The 17,661-nt window shown below is 67.1% G+C and carries 19 protein-coding genes and 1 tRNA gene; 14 read left to right on the top strand and 6 right to left on the bottom strand.

What is annotated here, in order from left to right; genetic code table 11:
- Positions 1–98: 98 nt before the first annotated feature.
- The 5 genes from AB0M80_RS08935 (at position 99) to AB0M80_RS08915 (ending at position 2,676) form a co-directional block, all read left to right on the top strand.
- Positions 99–311, top strand: coding sequence for a hypothetical protein (locus AB0M80_RS08935; RefSeq protein ID WP_364561025.1), 213 nt, complete (start codon positions 99–101; stop codon positions 309–311).
- Positions 308–604 carry a hypothetical protein gene (locus tag AB0M80_RS08930; protein WP_364561022.1) on the top strand — a complete coding sequence of 99 codons (297 nt, stop codon included), beginning with the start codon at positions 308–310 and terminating at the stop codon, positions 602–604. The genes AB0M80_RS08935 and AB0M80_RS08930 overlap by 4 nt, the downstream gene beginning before the upstream one ends.
- Entirely contained in the window at positions 591–857 is a 267-nt protein-coding gene (locus AB0M80_RS08925) for a hypothetical protein (protein ID WP_364561019.1), read from the top strand. Before AB0M80_RS08930 ends, AB0M80_RS08925 begins: the two co-directional genes overlap by 14 nt.
- Positions 854–1,651 (top strand): helix-turn-helix transcriptional regulator, encoded by a 798-nt coding sequence (locus AB0M80_RS08920; protein WP_364561017.1) that lies wholly within the window; start codon positions 854–856, stop codon positions 1,649–1,651. Before AB0M80_RS08925 ends, AB0M80_RS08920 begins: the two co-directional genes overlap by 4 nt.
- A 128-nt stretch (positions 1,652–1,779) precedes the next feature.
- Positions 1,780–2,676, top strand: coding sequence for an aminoglycoside phosphotransferase family protein (locus AB0M80_RS08915; RefSeq protein WP_364561014.1), 897 nt, complete (start codon positions 1,780–1,782; stop codon positions 2,674–2,676).
- Here the strand turns inward: AB0M80_RS08915 and AB0M80_RS08910 are convergent.
- Entirely contained in the window at positions 2,635–4,050 is a 1,416-nt protein-coding gene (locus AB0M80_RS08910; RefSeq protein WP_364561012.1) for a hypothetical protein, read from the bottom strand. The two genes, AB0M80_RS08915 and AB0M80_RS08910, sit on opposite strands and share 42 nt — an antisense overlap.
- 185 nt (positions 4,051–4,235) lie before the next feature.
- Between AB0M80_RS08910 and AB0M80_RS08905 the strand changes: the two genes are divergently transcribed.
- Positions 4,236–4,436 (top strand): hypothetical protein, encoded by a 201-nt coding sequence (locus AB0M80_RS08905; RefSeq protein WP_310969113.1) that lies wholly within the window; start codon positions 4,236–4,238, stop codon positions 4,434–4,436.
- Here AB0M80_RS08905 and AB0M80_RS08900 read toward each other — a convergent pair.
- Positions 4,433–4,786: a winged helix-turn-helix domain-containing protein gene (locus tag AB0M80_RS08900; RefSeq protein ID WP_364561009.1), complete on the bottom strand. Its 354-nt coding sequence runs from the start codon at positions 4,784–4,786 to the stop codon at positions 4,433–4,435. The two genes, AB0M80_RS08905 and AB0M80_RS08900, sit on opposite strands and share 4 nt — an antisense overlap.
- 143 nt (positions 4,787–4,929) lie before the next feature.
- On the opposite strand from AB0M80_RS08900, the gene AB0M80_RS08895 reads away from it, so the two are divergent.
- The 8 genes from AB0M80_RS08895 (at position 4,930) to AB0M80_RS08860 (ending at position 12,128) form a co-directional block, all read left to right on the top strand.
- Entirely contained in the window at positions 4,930–5,163 is a 234-nt protein-coding gene (locus AB0M80_RS08895) for a hypothetical protein (protein WP_364561006.1), read from the top strand.
- 91 nt (positions 5,164–5,254) lie between these two features.
- On the top strand, positions 5,255–6,043 hold the full coding sequence (locus AB0M80_RS08890; RefSeq protein ID WP_364561003.1) for an ABC transporter permease: 789 nt from the start codon (positions 5,255–5,257) through the stop codon (positions 6,041–6,043).
- Positions 6,043–8,214: a cell division protein FtsK gene (locus tag AB0M80_RS08885; RefSeq protein WP_364561000.1), complete on the top strand. Its 2,172-nt coding sequence runs from the start codon at positions 6,043–6,045 to the stop codon at positions 8,212–8,214. Before AB0M80_RS08890 ends, AB0M80_RS08885 begins: the two co-directional genes overlap by 1 nt.
- Before the next feature lie 165 nt (positions 8,215–8,379).
- Positions 8,380–8,637: a hypothetical protein gene (locus tag AB0M80_RS08880; protein ID WP_364560997.1), complete on the top strand. Its 258-nt coding sequence runs from the start codon at positions 8,380–8,382 to the stop codon at positions 8,635–8,637.
- Positions 8,638–8,664: 27 nt separating this feature from the next.
- On the top strand, positions 8,665–9,195 hold the full coding sequence (locus tag AB0M80_RS08875) for a hypothetical protein (protein WP_364560995.1): 531 nt from the start codon (positions 8,665–8,667) through the stop codon (positions 9,193–9,195).
- Positions 9,195–10,754: a DUF3631 domain-containing protein gene (locus AB0M80_RS08870; RefSeq protein ID WP_364560992.1), complete on the top strand. Its 1,560-nt coding sequence runs from the start codon at positions 9,195–9,197 to the stop codon at positions 10,752–10,754. Before AB0M80_RS08875 ends, AB0M80_RS08870 begins: the two co-directional genes overlap by 1 nt.
- On the top strand, positions 10,751–10,981 hold the full coding sequence (locus tag AB0M80_RS08865) for a helix-turn-helix domain-containing protein (protein ID WP_364560990.1): 231 nt from the start codon (positions 10,751–10,753) through the stop codon (positions 10,979–10,981). The genes AB0M80_RS08870 and AB0M80_RS08865 overlap by 4 nt, the downstream gene beginning before the upstream one ends.
- Positions 10,965–12,128, top strand: coding sequence for a site-specific integrase (locus AB0M80_RS08860; RefSeq protein WP_364560987.1), 1,164 nt, complete (start codon positions 10,965–10,967; stop codon positions 12,126–12,128). The genes AB0M80_RS08865 and AB0M80_RS08860 overlap by 17 nt, the downstream gene beginning before the upstream one ends.
- 122 nt (positions 12,129–12,250) lie before the next feature.
- Here the strand turns inward: AB0M80_RS08860 and AB0M80_RS08855 are convergent, their stop codons facing one another.
- From AB0M80_RS08855 to gyrA, 4 genes are all read right to left on the bottom strand, one after another.
- Entirely contained in the window at positions 12,251–13,951 is a 1,701-nt protein-coding gene (locus AB0M80_RS08855) for a pentapeptide repeat-containing protein (RefSeq protein ID WP_364560984.1), read from the bottom strand.
- A gap of 271 nt (positions 13,952–14,222) precedes the next feature.
- A tRNA-Ile gene (locus AB0M80_RS08850) sits at positions 14,223–14,296 on the bottom strand.
- Between the two features lie 49 nt (positions 14,297–14,345).
- Positions 14,346–15,026 (bottom strand): DUF3566 domain-containing protein, encoded by a 681-nt coding sequence (locus AB0M80_RS08845; protein WP_364560981.1) that lies wholly within the window; start codon positions 15,024–15,026, stop codon positions 14,346–14,348.
- Between the two features lie 48 nt (positions 15,027–15,074).
- Complete coding sequence (gene gyrA, locus AB0M80_RS08840) at positions 15,075–17,624, bottom strand: DNA gyrase subunit A (protein ID WP_364560979.1); 2,550 nt, start codon at positions 17,622–17,624, stop codon at positions 15,075–15,077.
- Positions 17,625–17,661 lie beyond the last annotated feature (37 nt).

Genomic DNA, 17,661 nt, shown 5'->3' with positions numbered 1-17,661 from the left:
GATCTATGCCTTTCACGCCTAGTTCGTAGGCATTGACCAGCCGAAATCATGGTTACTGGCTGTGTTTTGAGTGTCCGTGTTCGACGACAGTTGATCAGGTGACGGCACAATACGGGGGATCGACCGGACGCGATGACCGGCCGACGTTCTGGTGCGGTGCGTCGCTGTTCAACTCGGGTGGTCAGCGGCTCAACGAACTCGATCTCGACACCTACAAGCGTCCGAAGACGCACGCGGACATGACCGACGCCGATTGGGAGCAGGCTGCCACCGCGGTCCGGGCGTTCGAGGTCGAGCGAGGACTTCGATGACCGCGTTGGACGACAGGCCGATGACCGGCACCGACTCGCACCAGGACTTCTGGGAGTGGCATGAGTTCACCGGGGGCGACGGGTGGGCTCACCTGTACCTGCACTCGGAGATGGCCAATCCGCGGCTCGTCATGCTGCTGCCCTGGTGCCTGACGGACGTCCGGTTCCCGCTGGAACACGACCGGCCCAGCATCAGCCGCCGCCGGGTGATCCCGAGGCCGGGTCGGTTGTGCCCGGTTTGCGCGAGCCAGAACGAGCGTCGGCGGATCGGGGTGCCGCGTGCACGCTCGTGATCGCGAGTTGCTCGCCGCGCTGTCGAAGGTGAATTCCAAGATCGGAAGCGTGACGGTCGAGCTGCTGACCCTCCAGCCGAACGACGCAGCCTACGCGGCCGGCTTGCGCACCCTCGGCCGCCAACTGGTCCACATCGGCGTAGCCCTCACCCACCGCGCCGAGGAACTAGACGGCACCGAACTCGACGTCTTGTCCCTGCTCACCGCCCCCGACACTGAAACCCACGACCGAACGGAGCGGTCTGAACCGTGACCGAAGCTGCACTCCGACCAGCCGTCATCGCCCTGGCAGGCGGCCTGCGCGAAGCCCGCACCCAGCGCGGCATCGGCCTGCGCCGGCTCGCCGCCATGGTCGACCTGCACTACGCCGCGCTGTCGAGCTTCGAACTCGCCCAACGCACACCACCGGGCACGACCGTCGCACGCATCCTCGGCGTTCTGCGCTCCCCGAACGAGGTGTGTGACCAGCTGATCGACCTTGCCGACCGGGCCCACGACCGCGACTTCGTGGACCACACCGGGCACAACGACAATCTTCTCCGCACCGCATACCAACAGCGCTCCACCCGCGTGACGGAGTGGTCGCCGTCGCTCATTCCCGAAGCGCTGCAGACCGCCGAGTACGCCCGCGCGCTGCGCGACACTGGCTTGCTCGATCCCGAGGCCGCCGACGTGGGTTGTCTGCTCCGCACCGCACGTCAGCTCGCCCTGCCCGACAAGACCGGCCCGCAGTACACCTTCCTGATCGGCGAGGCCGCCACACGCCCCGACGCCTGCACTCCTGATGTTCTCCGCGACCAGCTCGACCAGCTGCGCACCTGGACGAGAAGGCCTCGGATCGCCGTGCGCATCGTGCCCGCCGCCAGCTGCCCGCCCGGCCTGGTCGAGCCGTTCACCCTCTACGAACGCCGCGCCGGCGCCCTCGCCGTCGCGCTGCGCCGCCACCACGGCGCCGCCCTGTACTCCACTCACCAAGTCGCCTTGACGACCTACGAGCAGACAGCCCAGGCCCTACAACGCCACGCCGCAGACAACACGTGGCCCTAAGTCCCCGGTCGGCGCGTCCTGACCTCCCTCCAAGCGGCGCGTCGGCCGGGCCTCACACCCCCAATTCGCCGAGCACACGTTCCTGCCGAAGCTCTAGCCTGGCCAAGGCACCCCGATAGAGGAGTCTCATGACATCGACGAAGGCCTTCACGTCCGAGCGGACACAAGCCGTCTTCGAGGCAGCGTGTGCCTTCGCCGGCCTGGACGCGACCGACGCGAAGCGAGTCCGGTTCGGGGAGAACGCCATCTACCGCCTGGCTGACAGCTCGGCTGTGGTCCGCGTGGGCCGCTCCATTCCGGCCGCCACGAAGGAAGTGCTCGTTGCCGGCTGGCTCGCGGAGCACCGGTTCCCCGCAGCGACCGTGCTCGACGGCAACGAACAGCCGTTCGTCGAGGACGGGTTACCCGTCACGTTCTGGAACTGTCTGGAAGAGGATGACACACCGATCACGCCGGCCGAGTTCGGGAAACTGCTGCACGACCTGCACGCTCTCCCCCACCCGACGGACTTCCGTCTGCCGGCCTTCTCCCCGATGCCAAAGGTCGAGCCACGCCTTCAAGCCCTGAAGGGCAAGCTGCCCGAGGCCGACCTCGACTTCCTGCGAGACCGACACGAGGAACTCTCTGAGAAGTTCCAGGACCTCGACTTCCCGCTCCCCGCCGGCCCCGTGCACGGCGACGCGCACCCCGGGAACGTCATGCGCTCCCCCGACGGGACGCTGAACCTGATCGACTTCGAGGACTTCGCCTACGGACCGCGCGAGTGGGACGCGGCCGTGCTCTCGGTCCGTCACCAGGCGTTCGGCTGGGCTTCCGAGGCCGAGTACGACTCGTACACGGCGGCCTACGGCTTCGATCCGATCGACTGGCCGGGCTTCCCCGTGCTCAGGGCAACACGAGAGCTGAACATGACCATGTGGCTCTCGCAGACCGTCGACGAGTCCGCCGAGGTCAAAGCCGAGGTCGAGAAGCGGATCAGCGACCTACGCGACGACCAGGCGCCCCGACACTGGAAGGTTTTCTGACGGCAGGTGGATGTTGGCGAAGTCGAGAAATTCCTTTACCAACGGGTCGCCGGCATGTCCGCCCAGCCGTCCGCGGAAGTCGTCGAGATACGAGATCACCCGGAACGATTTCAGCTTCGCCGCGGTCTCGACGACAGACCTGGCCACGTCCAACGCCTCTTCGAGGTTGCCGCCTTGCAGGTGCGACGTGGCCAGCACGGTCCGGCAGAACGAGAGGCTGCGGACGTAGGTCGACTCCGAGGCAGCGATCGACGCGGCCGCGTGGTGGTTCGCCAGCTCGGCGTTCCCGATGTCGCGGAAGCAGTGCGCGAACTCGGCGTGTAGCTCGGCCTCGTCGAAGTAATGGATCCACTCGGGGTCGTTCTCCCGGATGCCCTGGCAGTGCCACCGTTCAGCCGTGAGCAGTGCGGCCGTGACGTCCTCCGCCCTGCCGAGCGACGCAAGCGCCCTGGCTTCCATCGCGTGGAACAGCGCCATCGTGGTCGGAGTGGCGTAGCCGTTCGCTCCCTTGTACGCGGCTCGGGCCAGGTCGACCGCCCGCTGGAAGTGCCCAAGGAAGTTCGCCTGGTGCGACATGCCCGCGAGGATTCGGCCGCACAACGCCTTGTCGCCAGCCGCCTTCGCCAGGCGGAACGCCTGTGTCAGGTACCGCTGCGCGAGGCCGTGCGCACCCGTGTCGTAGGCCGTCCAGCCGGCGAGCCGCGTCAGGGCAGCGACCTCACGGAAGTACTCCCGCCCGATCGGGTCCTGCGGGGACACGTGCCTGATGTTCGGCAAGATCTCCTGGTCGAGGAACGATGCGACGAGCGACTTCGGCCGGCCGCCGCCGTACTTGTAGTCGAAGCTGCTGAACATCGCGGTTGCCTCGCGAACCGCCTCGACGTCCACGACGGTGATCGATCGCGGCTCGGTCGGTGGCAGCGATCCTTCCTCGTCGGACTCGGTCAGCCACCGGATGACCAGGCCGCTCCAGGCCTCCGGTACGACGGACAGCGGGCTGACCCGCTTCGGCGTGCGGAGCTCAAGTTCGGTGATCGCCCCCAGCGCGACCAGGCTGTGAGCGATCTCCTCGGGGTACTCCAGGCCGACGTCATCCGAGGTCGTCTCGGACGCTGAGCCGAAGCCGATCTCTTCAAGGCTGACAGGCCGGCCGAGCAATTCGCCGAGGACGCCGGCGATCAGCTGACAGGTGCGCGCGTGTGGCTTCGTGCCGTCGAGCCAGCGCTTGACCGACACGTGGTCCGCGCTGACCAGCTCGCCGCCGTCTCTCTGGCTGCGTTCGCGCACCCGGCGGGCGAAGCCCTTGTTAGTCGCCCCCGCTTGTCGCATAACCGCAGCTAGAAGTGCGTTCGGCTGCTTCCCCTTGTCGACCACCGGTACCTCCGAAGGTCATTAAAGCACCCCCTGTGCACCCCCCACGTGCAGAAATGCACCCCCGCGTGCACACTGCTGCACCCCCGCCCCTGCGCGGTTTCCTGAATCCATCAGCGACAACGCCGGATCGAAAACCCCGATCCGGACCGGCCTCCAGGCCCGTCGCAGAACGAAAGGAGACCGTGATGGCGAAGAACAACTTCCCGGTTATGAAGAGCGGGGGCGGCCTGGTCGGCAAGGCGATTGGCCTGGTCATCGGACTCGCGATCGTCGTGCTGATCGTCAAGTACCCGGCTGACTCGGCAACGTGGGCCAGCGGAGCCGCACACGGCATCGGCGCGGTGATCGACGGCGTCGTGCAGTTCCTCCGCGCCCTGTTCGGCTAGTTCTCCCCCAGCTTCCGCTCGATCTCGCCGAGACGCTTCCTGATCTCGGCGATGGCCTGCCAGACCCGCTCGTCCCCTGAGGACTCAGGACGAGTCACGGAGTCGCCTTCGGCCGGCTGGGTACGGACGAATGAGCCCTTGCCATGCCGAATCACCACCAGGCCCTCTTCCCTGAGGTGGGCAACGGCGCTCTTGGCCGTGTTCACCGCCACCCCCCAGGACTCGGCCAGTTCCTGGTAGGTCGGCAGCTGCCCCCCGGGGGCGTACTCCCCCGAGAGGATCGCGGCCCGGAGACCGCCGGCTACTTGCAGGAACGGCGCACGTGGGTCGTCCGGGTTCAGGGATGCCATGCCACCAGCGTAGGCCAAGTCAGTTGGCTAAGTCAGTTCTCCCATGTCAGTTGACAGAGTTAATAGACAGGACTTACGTTGGGTTCCGGCCGCCACCGGCCGCTCCCGAGCGGGAGACCTACAAGTCGTTGGAGTTCACACCAATGGATGACCTCATCCCTTTGCCCAGCTACGCCCCGGACGGCCTGACCGAGTCGGACATCGACGCGATGATCGCCGAGTACTTCGTGACGGCTCACGACCAGGAAGCGGCGAGCAACAGCCTGGCGCCGAGCACGGATCGGGCCGCCATGCATCGACACGTCCGGCGCATCAGCCGCCAGAACGTCAACTCGGCCCTTCGGGGCCGGTCGGACAGTCCCGGCGCGGCTGCTTGAAGCCGCCCCGGCCCGGCGCACGGAACCGCCAAGAACCACCCGCCGGACCGGGCTTCTCCCAACCACTTCCAAGCCAGTCAGGAGAACACCCATGGTAGGGCTCGACACGCCCACGAACACCCGAAGCGCGTACCCGCCTTCGGTCGCCGATCTGCTGCCTCGTGTCCGGGAGTTCGCCGCGGACCTGGGCGAGTGCCCTTCGCGAAACCGGATCATGACCGAGTTCAAGGTGGGTGCGCCGAAGGCCCGCGCCGTCCTCGCCGCGCTGAACGAGGACGCCGAGACCAAACCCGCCCGGAAGCTGCACGCGGTGACCGGACCCGCCGAGGCTGAGGAAGCGGCTCCGGCGTCCGAGGTTCCCGACGGACCGACCGCGGACGAATCGGAGCCGCAGGTCAGCGCCGCCGCAGACCCGGGCCCGAGGCCGAAAAAGGCACGGCGGATCAAGTTGTGGCCGGTGCTCCTGCTGGCCCTGCCGGCGTTCGTCGCCGTCTGGAGCGGCTGGGTCGGCCTCGGCAGGCTGACCGGGTTCGGTCCGATCCAGCTCCTGCCGGGGATCTGGGACCACCTGACAATCAACTCGGCGATCACGCTCCCGATCGGGGTCGAGACGTACGCGGCGTTCGCCCTGCGGGTCTGGCTGTCCCCGGCGACCCGGACCCACCGAGTCCGCAGCTTCGCGAAGTGGTCGGCCCTGGGCTCGCTCGTCCTCGGGATGGTCGGCCAGGTCGCCTACCACCTGATGTCCGCCGCGGACGTCGAACGCGCTCCCTGGCCGGTGACCACGCTCGTCTCCTGCCTGCCGGCGGTCGTCCTCGGCTGCGGCGCTGCCCTTGCACACCTCGTCCGCGACACCACCGACCAGGAGGTGAACGACTGATGAGCACCATCAACGAACCGCAGAGCGGCCGCGTGATCGCGTTCCCCAGCACCGCCCCCGTCGAGACCGACCCGTTCGTCATCGACGCCGAGTCCGGCGACGAGGCCGCGGAGCAGTCGCCGACCGTCCCGGTGGACCGCCCGGTCACGGACGGCTCGTCGTGGCTGGACTGCCTCCGCTCGCAGAACCGCCAGGCGATCATCCCCAGCTACCTCAAGTCCACGGCTGACGCGAAGGACGCCGCGAAGTGGGTGGGGAAGCACTACGCGCATAAGGCCGGTTACCACGCGGCCCGGTCACCGCTCTACGCGCTTCGGCTCGCGGTGCGCTCCCCTCGTGGCCTTCTTCTCCTGCTGGCGGCAACCGGCCGGTACGTGACCGACGCCGAGGGGCGTCCGGCCCGTTCGGAGACGGCAACCGCCGACAAGGCCGATCTCTACCTGAAGCTGTCGCAGCAGCGTGACCGGCGAGTTGTGCTCCGGCTGATTCAGCTCGGTCTCGTGTCGACGGTCGGCCTGGTCCTGGTGTTCACGCTGCCGAACGTCCTGCCGGAGTGGGTGATCTGGGCTTGCGGCGCCGTCGCGGTAGCCCTGTTGGGAAGGCTTGGGTCCACACGGGACAACCCGGTGGTGTCGTCTCGTGCCGTTCTGTCCACGCAGGTGCAGAAGCTGACGAGTGACAACGTCGTTCAGGCGTTGTCGGTGCTCGGCATCGCGGGCATCAACCAGGCGCTCGGCAAGAACCCGAACGCGATCGGGTTCACGGCGCCGATCACCCGGGACGGCCCCGGCTGGCGCGCCGACGTCGACCTTCCGCCCGGCGTCACGGTGTCCGAAGTGGTCGAGCGGCGAGCGAAACTCGCGTCCGGCCTCGGCCGCCCGCTCGGGTGTGTCTGGCCAGAGGGCAACGCCGAGGTTCACCCCGGACGGATGGTCCTGTGGGTCGGTGATCAGGACCTGTCCAAGTCGCGGCAGGCAACTTGGCCTCTGCGGAAGCCCGGCACCGTCGACCTGTTCAAGCCTCAGCCGTTCGGCACCGACCAGCGCGGCCGGTGGGTGGACATCACCCTGATGTTCATCTCGATGGTCATCGGCGCGATTCCTCGGATGGGCAAGACGTTCACGCTGCGAGAGCTGCTGCTGATCGCCGCCCTGGACCCGCGGGCCGAGCTGCACTCGTTCGATCTCAAGGGAACCGGTGACCTCTCGCCGCTGGCGCCGGTGTCGCACCGGTACCGCGCCGGCGACGAGCCGGAGGACATCGCGTATGCCGTCGCCGACCTGCGGGCGCTCGCCGACGAGCTGCGGCGGCGCGCGAAGGTGATCCGAGAGCTGCCGAAGGATCTGTGCCCGGAGAACAAGGTCACGCCGGAACTGGCGGACAAGAAGTCGCTCGGCTTGCACCCGATCGTGATCGGCGTCGACGAGTGCCAGAAGTGGTTCGAGCACCCGGAGTACGGCACGGAGATCGAGGAGGTCTGCACCGACCTTGTGAAGCGCGGCCCGGCATTGGGCATCGTCATCATCCTCGCAACCCAGCGGCCGGACGCGAAGAGCATCCCGACCGCGATCAGCGATAACGCGGTGATGCGGTTCTGCCTCAAGGTCACCGGCCAGCAGGCCAACGACATGGTTCTCGGCACCTCGTCGTACCGGAACGGCATCCGGGCCACGACGCTCTCCTTTCGGGACAAGGGCATCGGCTACCTGGCCGGCGAAGGCGACGAGCCGCGTATCACCCGCGGCGTGTACATCGACGGCCCGGACGCCGAGAAGATCGCGGCCCGCGCACGAACAGCACGGCTCGCGGCCGGACGGCTGACCGGCTACGCCGCCGGGCTCGACCTCACGCCCGAGGACGACGAGGACACGAGCACCTTGCTCGCCGACGTGCTGACCGCGATCGGAGACGCCGAGAAGGCATGGTCGGAACGCATCGTCGACCGGCTCGCCGAGCTACGCCCGGCGGTCTACGGCCCGTGGGCCGAACTGCCGACCGGCGCGGCGAAGGCAACCCAGCTCTCCACCGCGCTGAAGCCGCTCGGGATCTCCACCAAGCAGGTGTGGGGCAACGACGTCGACACCGGCAAGGGCGCCAACCGGATGGGCGTCAAGCGCGAATGGATCGCCGACGCGCTGACCGAACGTGATCGGAACCGCAAGAGCGGCTAGCTCCCGCAGGGCTCTAGGTCTAGAGCCTCGTCCCTCTAGACCTAGAGCCCTCCCTAGACCATCACAACACCGCTGATCAGCGCCCTAGCACCTAGAGGCGCGGGCCGAGTGCGGCCAAAAACAGCCCCGGAGGCTCCGTTGAACCCCCTCAGCAACCCAACCATCTTGCTCCTGCCCATTCTCGCGATCGTCACTCTCAGCTACTCCTGGTCGTGCGCGGTCTACCCGTACAAGCCGTGCCGCTCCTGCCGGGGCTTCGGCGCTTTCCGCTCGCCGCTGCTCCGCGCGATCCGGCTCTGCCGCCGGTGCGGCGGCACCGGCCGCACGCTCCGCGCCAGCCGCCGCGCCTACAACGCCTGTCTCCGCGCTCGCCGGTCGTACCGCGATTCCCGCGACCGCGACCGCCGCGACAACAGCCGCTGACTCGCAGCTCAATCGAAAGGCCACCCCATGAAGACCACATTGCTCGACCCCGAGCGTCAGTTCTTGGGCTGTGTAATGCAGGTCCGGCTGACCGGGGCGCGGCGGCTGCTCGCCGGCATGCGCGCCGACGACTTCGGCTCGCCGATCGCCGCCCGCGTCCTCCAACTGGTCATCGAACTGACCGGCGCGGGCCACGCACCGACCCCGGTGGCCGTGATGGACCACGCCCGCGAGAGGACGGTGACCGAGCCGCGGTCCGGCGGCGCGCACCGCCTGCACAGCCTCGGCCTCTGGATCGTCGAGACCTACACCGACGGCCCGATCCTCCCGCCGCCGTACTACGGCGCCTGGCTGAAAGCCGTCGTGCTCAAGAACGCCTACCGCCGCGCCGTCCGGGAGCACGCGGCCCGCCTGGTGCAGGCCGTCGAGGACGACTCGCCGACGGACATCCTCCGCCACCAGCTCGACGACACCGAGCGCCTTGACGACCTGTGGCGGCGCTACCTCGATGCCGCCGGCGACGACGAACCGACCGCCCGCCTGGAGGTGGCCGCCTGATGTCCAGATTCGACGACACCTTGTCCGTGATCGACTTCGTGATCTCCGACGAGCCGGCGCCGAACTGCCAGCTGTGCGGGCGGCCGCGTGGTGACTCGCCGTCCGGCGACTTCTGCTCGGAGAACTGCCAGCGCGTCTGGCGCGGCCGCCACATCGCGGCCAAGCCAGCTGAAGACGGCGGTGCCCAGCCGAATGAGCTGCCGGAGACCGCGCCGGCCAAACCGCTGACGTGGCTCGTCCCGGCGCCGGCCGGGGCCTTTGCGAAGCCGGGACACGAAGTCCTCGACGCGGTCGTGACGTTCGTTTCGCGGTTCTCGGCCTTCGCCAACGAGCACGCGGCACCGACGCTGGCGCTCTGGTACGCCCACACCCACGTTGCCGAGCGGCTCTACGTCACCCCACGCCTGATCCTCGACTCGGCGGAACCGGGGAGCGGCAAGACGCGCGTGTTGGAGGTCGCGCAATACCTCGTGGCCAAGCCGGAGATGACGATCAGCATCACCCCGGCGGCCATCTTCCGGATGCTCGCCGACGGCCCGATGACGTTGCTGTTCGACGAGATCGACGCGGTGTTCAACCCGAAGACGGGCGGGAACAACGAGGATCTGCGCGCGCTGCTGAACGCGGGCTATAAGCGGTCGGCGACGGTGACGCGGTGCGTCGGGGACGCCAAAAGCATGAACGTGACCCGGTTCCCGGTGTACGCGCCGGTTGCTCTCGCGGGGATCGCCGGCGGGATGCCGGACACGATCACCACGCGAGCGATCACCGTGCACATGCGCAAGCGCCGGTTCGACGAAGTGGTTGAGGAGTTCATCGAAGAGGACGTCGAACGGGAGTCGGCGCCGGTGCGCGCCGAGCTGGCGGAGTGGGTCGGGCGCGTCGGTGACGAGGTGAGCCGCGCACGACCGGACCGGCCGGACGGCGTCCGCGACCGGGCCGCCGAGATCTGGCGTCCGCTGCTGGCGATCGCCGACGCAGCCGGCGGGCACTGGCCGGAGACAGCAAGGCGCGCTTGTCGTCATTTCGTGCTCGAAGCGACCGCGCAGCCGGCCTCGATCGGTGTGCGGCTGCTGGCGGATGTCCGGCAGATCTTCACGGTCGAGAACACCGACCGGATGGTCACCGCCGAGCTGATCCGCGAACTGCACGCCATCGAAGACGGACCGTGGACCGACGTACAGGGCAAGCCGCTCGACAGCCGCCGCCTGGCGAAGGAACTCGACCGGTACCTGGTCCGACCGAAGGACCTCAAGGTCAACGGCAAGACGCTCAAGGGCTACCGCATCGACGGCGACGGCGGACTGGCCGACGCCTGGAGCCGCTACCTCCCACCGCCCGAAACGGGCGCGACCTCCGCGACCAGCGCGACCAGCGCGACCCCGCAGGTCAACGACACATCCGGCGTCGCGACGGCGCCGGCCTCGGCCGCGACCTCCGCAACCCGGGTCGCGGACGGTCGCGGTACCCAACAGCCGCTCGCGGCCGTGCTGACCAGGCCGGTCGCGGAGGTCGCGGACGTCGCGCCCACCAAGCCCGACCGCCAGGGGGATCGATGAACGCCGTACCCATGCCGATCGCCGTACCCGAACGGCACCTCTACCGGATCACCGAAGCCATGCGCCTGCTCTCGATGAGCCGCTCGGTCATCTACGAACAGCTCCGCTCCGGACGCCTGCGCTCGGTCAAGCAAGGACGCGCCCGCCTCGTCCCGGCCGTCGCCATCCAGGAATACGTCGAGCTGCTCATGAAGGAAGCGAAGGTCAGCTATGACGAAACGGCGTAGCCGCGGAGACGGCGGCCTTCGCTGGTCGGAAAGCCGCCAGCGCTGGATCGCAGAGATCACGGTCGGCTACACGCCGGCCGGGAAGCGGAAGGTTCGCTCCGCGTACGGCAAGACGAAGACCGAGGCAAAGGACAAGCTCAAGGAGATGCTCCGCGAGCACGACGACGGGTTGCCGCCGGAAGACCGGTCGTTCACGGTGGCTCAGGCGGTGCGCGACTTCCTCGCGCATGGCCTGCCCCGGCGGTCGGCCTCGACCGTCGAGAAGTTGACGATCCTCGCCGACAAGCACATCGTTCCGCTCATCGGGCGCCGCAACGCGCGTGAGCTGACCGCGGACGAGGTCGACACGTGGCTCGCCGGCCGGGCGAAGGTGGTGTCAACGCGGACACTGCAAGAGCTGCTGTCGCTGCTCCGGCGGTCGCTGGCCAGGGCGCAGAAGCGGGAGAAGATCAAGCGCAACGTCGCGCTGCTGTGTGAGGTCCCCGAAGGACGGGCAGGCCGGCCATCGAAGTCGCTGACCTTCGAGCAGGCTGAGGCCGTTCTTGCGGCGGCCGAGTTCACTTCGATGCGTGCCTACATCGTTGTGTCGTTGCTTACTGGAGCACGGACCGAGGAGATGCGAGCGCTCACCTGGTCGCACACCGACTTGGAGGGCAGGCCGGACGCTAACCCGCCGATCCCTCCGCACGTGATGGTGTGGCGGTCGGTGCGGGAAGGCGGCGATACGAAGACAGCGAAGTCGCGCCGCTCGCTCGCGCTTCCACAGCGATGCGTAGACGCCCTACGGGCGCACAGGCAGAAGCAGGCCTTCGCTCGCAGGTTGGCCGGTGACAACTGGGAGGAGTACGACCTGGTGTTCGCGTCCGCGGTCGGTCGTGAACTGGACGCGGCCAACGTTCGCCGCGCGTTTCGACGAGTGCTCGAAAGGGCGAGACTTAACTCCGCCGAGTGGACGCCACGCGAGCTACGACACAGCTTTGTGTCGCTGCTCTCTGACAGCGGGATGGATATCGAGAGGATCTCGCGCCTGGTCGGCCACAACAGCACGACTGTGACGGAGATGGTCTACCGCCACCAGTTGCGGCCGGTGATTCAACATGGCGCCGAAGCAATGGACAGGATATTTACCACCGGGGAAGCCCCGTAGAGAACTCTTCCGTCTGGCCCGGCCAGCGATGGCCGGGCCAGATTTTTTTGACGCGAAGGCCAGACTCAAACCACAGAACAATAGACCACTATGACACATCAGTATTTTTGCGCCGTCATTTTCTAGAGAACCATGCCGACTTTATCCGACTTGTAAAGGACTACAACGGAATCAGTGAATGAAGCTTTGCTCGAAAGCTCTCTACTCATCCTGGGATCACCAATGAAGATCACCTCATCAAACGAGGCGTCACCAAGGCAGTTCACCCCGCCGAACCAAGCACTGCCAGCGAATGTAACCTTCCTGAAAATAAGCGCACTACGAAAGCTCGCACCTTCGAACGAAGCGCGACCGACAAAGATTACATCGGAGAAGTTAGCATCACCAGCAAAGGTAACTGCGGCATCAAATACAGCGGTTCCCGTGAAGATCGCACCTTCGAAGGATGCGGCACGACTGAAGATCGCATCTTTGAACCGAACAGAGTCGGCGAAATTCACGTCACCAAACTCTGTGTCTCCGATGAATCTTGCGTGCTGGAACCAGGCTGGCCCAACAAAGTTCGCGTCGGCAAAATTCGCGCGAGTAAAACTCGCACTAGCAAACCAGGCGCTGCCAGAAAATGTCGCGCCGATGAACCGCGTCTCACCAGCGAAGGCCACGCTACCAAAATGGGCGCTTTTAGCGAAAGTCACCTCGCCGAACCAGGCGTCGCCACGGAAGGTCGCTACGTCGCTGACCTTGCCCTTGCGAGTAAAGGTTGGGCCGGTAGGCGGGATGTCACGGCCACGGGCGTCGGCGAACCAGGCGGACTCGGTGAAGATTGCCCGTTCGAACAGGGCGATCCGGGCGAAAGTCGCGCCTACAAACCAAGCAACGTCTTTGAACGTCACTCCGACGAATCGTGTGTCGCCGGTGAAGGTTGTGTTATTGAACCGGGCGACGCCAGTGAAGGTCGCACCATTGAACCGAGTGGCCCGAACGCGACAGTCCTCCAGGTTGAAATCAATTAGATTGGCGTTGGTGAGATCGAGGTCGACGTCGTCCCAGAACTTTCGGTGATTCAGCGGGTTGACGTGGGCCGCGAGAATTCGCTGTGCCGCGAGCCGGACTTCCCGCTCCTGGGTATGCTTCTGGTGCTCCAGGTCTTGCTCTTCCAGCACTGAACCATCGGCTGCGTGGGAGTCGGATGGTGTATAAGGCATACGCAAATAGGCGCAGATGACGTTTACGATGCTCTGCCGCTGGTCGGGGTTGTTGTGGGCGAGGCGTTCCAGGGCGTAGAGTCCCGCGAGGCGGACCGGTGCTTCGACCGAGCCGAGTTGGTCAGAGGCCTTGGTGAACTGCTCGGTGACATTCTTCTCGGTAGCGTCGATCTCGTTGTGCCATTGCCGCCGTACTGCGAGTAGCAAAGCAAAGATGCCGGTGGTACCGGCACCGATGCCCAACCCCGTCTTGATCGCGTCGACCCGCGCGGCGCCCGTATCTTTGGCCGCCGCAGCCTCACCGAGCAGCCAACTAGTTGCGGCCCACCCCACGACGATCACGACGACTGCCGCGGCAACAACGACCCACCAGCTCATACCCGGCGCTCGACGCTGTGGCGCTCGACTACTGCGTAGCAGCCACGCGCCGATTACCGCGCACACCCCGGCTGCGGCGAGCAAGACCAGCGGCACCGCGCGCGGCCGCGCCCACCGGCCCAGGGCCAACCAGTCGACCCAGCCGAGCAGCACTGTCATCCCAGCCAGGAGTGCCACTCCTCCGAGAACCAGCACCCCGATCGCCGGCTTCCAGGTGAAGCTCGGCTTCCACGTCGTCATGGACGGTCAGTCGCCGAAGAGCGACCTGGTGCTACACCATCCGGCGGAAGAGCGGTCTACCGGGTATCCGCCCGTTATCAGGCGCACCGCTTCTCATGATCGGCTCAGTCGATGAGGAATTGAGGTAGCGGGCTGCCACCAGGGCCTGGGCATACCTAATGTGGGCGGCGCGATGTGCTCTGTGTCCGCCAGGCCTCACAGTCAGGCAGCTAGTCAGGCAGGCAGCAAAAAAGCCCGGTTCACCAGAAGGGTGAACCGGGCTTGACCTGCGTGGGCCTACCAGGACTTGAACCTGGGACCTCTTCGTTATCAGCGAAGCGCTCTAACCGCCTGAGCTATAGGCCCTCGAACGAGGAGAACTTTACAGGACCCCCGAAGGGGCCCTGCAACCGGGTCACTCCCGTTCGGACAGGGTGACCTCGAGGCCGCCCGCGAGGTCTGCCGACACGTTGTAGATGAACGCGCTCACTGTGGCCAGCGCCGACACCAGGACGATGTTGATCGCGCCGAGGATGGCCGCGATGCCGAACACCCGGCCCGCGCTGATCAGCGGTTCCGATGACGCGTTGGCGCCCTCGCCGCCCACCAGGGACGAGTACGTGCCGTTCAGCTTGTCCCAGACGCCCATGCCGTCGAGGACCGTGTACAGGACGCCGACCGCCACCAGCCAGACGAAGAACATCGCTACGCCCAGGACCAGGGACAGCTTCAGCACCGACCACGGGTCGAACCGCTTCACCTGCAGCGAAGCTCGACGCGGGCCGCGGCCCGGGCGGCGCAGGGCGCTCGGGCGGGCCCGCTGCGCCGACGCCGAAGGGACCGCCGCCTGCTCGCCGGCCGGTGGGGTGTCGCCGCTGCCGCCGAACAGGCGGGGGGCCGCGCTTCCGGTCACCACCTGGCGCTCGGCGGCGGCGGGCTGGGTCTCCCCGGCCGGGGGCTCGGCTTTGTACAGCGCCTCGTCCGTGGCCAGCTTGACCGTCGCTTCGGCGTCGCCGTCCTTGTCGACCCGCTGCCACGGCGGACTCGCCGGGGTTCCGTTCGAGCCCGCTGCCTCGGGATTGTCGGATGGTGTCACGAAGAGTCAGTCCTTACCCGTGCCGTGGGGCGCTGTCCGTAGTTGAACTTACTGCTCTGACGGCGCCGTCGTTTCGTCGCCCGTTGCGGGGGCTTCCGGGGCGTCGCCTTCTGCTTCACCATTGGCGACGTCCGAGGGCTCGTCCGCGTTGCGTGCGACGGCAAGAAGAGTGGTTCCTTCGCCGAGATTCATCAGCCGGACCCCCTTCGTCTGCCGTCCCGCCTTGCGCACATCACCCGCCGGCGTGCGGATCACGCCGCCGCTCGAGGTGATCGCGTACAGCTCGTCCTCGGCGTCGACGATGAGCGCACCCACCAGCCTGCCACGTTTCCGGTCGTGCTGAATGGTGAGCACACCCTTGCCGCCGCGGCCCTGGACCGGGTAGTCCTCGATCGCCGTGCGCTTCGAGTACCCGCCGTCGGTGGCCACCAGCAGGAACTTGCCCTCCTTGACCACGCTGATGCCGAGCAGCTCGTCGCCGTCGTTGAAGCGCATGCCCATCACGCCGGACGTCGGGCGGCCCATCGGCCGCAGGGCCTCGTCGGTCGCGTGGAACCGGATGGACTGGCCCTCGGCCGACACCAGCAGCAGGTCGTCCTCGGCCGCGGCGAGCACCGCGCCGACCAGCTCGTCGCCTTCGCGCAGGTTGATGGCGATCAGGCCGCCGGAGCGGTTGGAGTCGAAGTCGGTGAGCTTGGTCTTCTTCACCAGTCCGCGCTTGGTGGCGAGCACCAGGTACGGCGCGACCTCGTAGTTCTTGATTTCGATGACCTGGGCGATCTGCTCGTCCGGCTGGAACGCCATCAGGTTGGCCACGTGCTGGCCGCGCGCGTTGCGGTTGGCCTCGGGCAGGTCGTACGCCTTCGTCCGGTAGACGCGGCCCTTGTTCGTGAAGAACAGGATCCAGTCGTGGGTCGAGCAGACGAAGAAGTGCTGGACGATGTCGTCCTGCTTCAGCGTCGCGCCCTGCACGCCCTTGCCGCCGCGCTTCTGCGAGCGGTACAGATCCGTTTTCGTCCGCTTGGCGTACCCCGTGCGGGTGATGGTGACGACGACGTCCTCGACCGCGATGAGTTCCTCGTCGGTGACGTCGCCGCTGAAGCCGATGATCTTCGTGCGCCGGTCGTCGCCGTACTTGTCGACGATCGCCATCAGCTCGTCGCGGATGATCGCGCGCTGCCGTTCCGGCTTCTCGAGGATGTCCTTGAGGTCGGCGATCTCCAGCTCGATCTCGGCCAGCTGGTCGATGATCCGCTGCCGCTCCAGGGCGGCGAGGCGGCGCAGCTGCATGTCGAGGATCGCGGTGGCCTGGATCTCGTCGACGTCCAGCAGCTCCATCAGGGCCGGCCGGGCCTCGTCCGCCGAGGGCGACCGCCGGATCAGGGCGATCACCTCGTCGAGCATGTCCAGCGCCTTGACGTAACCACGCAGGATGTGGGCTCGCTCTTCGGCCTTCTTCAGGCGGAACTTGGTCCGCCGGACGATGACCTCGACCTGGTGCTTCACGTAGTGCCGGATGATCTGGTCGAGCCGCAGCGTGCGCGGCACGCCGTCGACCAGCGCCAGCATGTTGACGCCGAAGTTCTGCTGCAGCTGGGTGTGCTTGAACAGGTTGTTCAGCACGACCTTCGCGACCGCGTCCCGCTTGATCGTGACGACGATCCGCATGCCGGAGCGGCTGTTGGACTCGTCGGCGATGTCCGCGATGCCGGTGAGCTTGCCGTCGCGGACCAGGTTCGCGATGTTCTCGACCAGGTTGTCCGGGTTGACCTGGTACGGCAGCTCGGACACGACCAGGATCGTGCGGCCCTTCGCGTCCTCTTCGACCTCGACGACCGCGCGCATCCGGACCGAGCCGCGGCCGGTGCGGTAGGCGTCTTCGATGCCGGACGTGCCGAGGATCATCGCCTTGGTCGGGAAGTCCGGGCCCTTGATCCGGACCAGCAGCGCGGCGAGCAGCTCGTCGTCGGTCGCCTCGGGGTTCTCCAGCGCCCAGACGACGCCCTCGGAAACCTCGCGCAGGTTGTGCGGCGGGATGTTCGTCGCCATCCCGACCGCGATCCCGGAACCGCCGTTGACCAGCAGGTTCGGGAAGCGCGACGGCAGGACGTCGGGCTCCTGCGTGCGGCCGTCGTAGTTGTCGGAGAAGTCGACGGTGTCTTCTTCGATGTCGGCCAGCATCTGCATGGCCAGCGGCGCGAGCCGGGACTCGGTGTACCGCATGGCGGCCGCGGGGTCGTTGCCCGGCGAGCCGAAGTTGCCCTGCCCGTCGATCAGCGGGTACCGCATCGACCACGGCTGGGCGAGCCGGACCAGTGCGTCGTAGATCGCCGAGTCACCGTGCGGGTGGTAGTTGCCCATGACGTCGCCGACGACGCGCGAGCACTTGTTGTACCCGCGGTCCGGCCGGAAGCCGGAGTCGAACATCGAGTACAGGACCCGCCGGTGCACCGGCTTGAGCCCGTCCCGCACGTCCGGCAGCGCGCGCGACACGATCACGCTCATCGCGTAGTCGATGTAGGAGCGCTGCATCTCCTGCTGGATGTCGACCGGTTCGATCCGGTCGTGGTCCGGAGCGGGCGGCAGAGTTTCCGTCATGAGGTCCTTCTCTGGTGCGGAGGCCTAGCGGGGGCGA

This window comes from Amycolatopsis sp. NPDC051045, assembly GCF_040682955.1.
GTDB lineage: Bacteria > Actinomycetota > Actinomycetes > Mycobacteriales > Pseudonocardiaceae > Amycolatopsis.
The sequence above is the reverse complement of the archived record's forward strand: the minus strand, read 5'-3'. Positions and strand labels throughout refer to the sequence as shown.

What these genes read in the sequence shown, in the direction of transcription:
- AB0M80_RS08865 (WP_364560990.1), top strand. Translation starts at nt 10,751, where the DNA reads ATGAACGCCGTACCCATGCCGATCGCCGTACCCGAACGGCACCTCTAC.
- AB0M80_RS08900 (WP_364561009.1), bottom strand. Translation starts at nt 4,786, where the DNA reads ATGGCATCCCTGAACCCGGACGACCCACGTGCGCCGTTCCTGCAAGTA.
- AB0M80_RS08860 (WP_364560987.1), top strand. Translation starts at nt 10,965, where the DNA reads ATGACGAAACGGCGTAGCCGCGGAGACGGCGGCCTTCGCTGGTCGGAA.
- AB0M80_RS08890 (WP_364561003.1), top strand. Translation starts at nt 5,255, where the DNA reads ATGGTAGGGCTCGACACGCCCACGAACACCCGAAGCGCGTACCCGCCT.
- AB0M80_RS08875 (WP_364560995.1), top strand. Translation starts at nt 8,665, where the DNA reads ATGAAGACCACATTGCTCGACCCCGAGCGTCAGTTCTTGGGCTGTGTA.
- AB0M80_RS08915 (WP_364561014.1), top strand. Translation starts at nt 1,780, where the DNA reads ATGACATCGACGAAGGCCTTCACGTCCGAGCGGACACAAGCCGTCTTC.
- AB0M80_RS08870 (WP_364560992.1), top strand. Translation starts at nt 9,195, where the DNA reads ATGTCCAGATTCGACGACACCTTGTCCGTGATCGACTTCGTGATCTCC.
- AB0M80_RS08855 (WP_364560984.1), bottom strand. Translation starts at nt 13,951, where the DNA reads ATGACGACGTGGAAGCCGAGCTTCACCTGGAAGCCGGCGATCGGGGTG.
- gyrA (WP_364560979.1), bottom strand. Translation starts at nt 17,624, where the DNA reads ATGACGGAAACTCTGCCGCCCGCTCCGGACCACGACCGGATCGAACCG.
- AB0M80_RS08905 (WP_310969113.1), top strand. Translation starts at nt 4,236, where the DNA reads ATGGCGAAGAACAACTTCCCGGTTATGAAGAGCGGGGGCGGCCTGGTC.
- AB0M80_RS08895 (WP_364561006.1), top strand. Translation starts at nt 4,930, where the DNA reads ATGGATGACCTCATCCCTTTGCCCAGCTACGCCCCGGACGGCCTGACC.
- AB0M80_RS08885 (WP_364561000.1), top strand. Translation starts at nt 6,043, where the DNA reads ATGAGCACCATCAACGAACCGCAGAGCGGCCGCGTGATCGCGTTCCCC.
- AB0M80_RS08930 (WP_364561022.1), top strand. Translation starts at nt 308, where the DNA reads ATGACCGCGTTGGACGACAGGCCGATGACCGGCACCGACTCGCACCAG.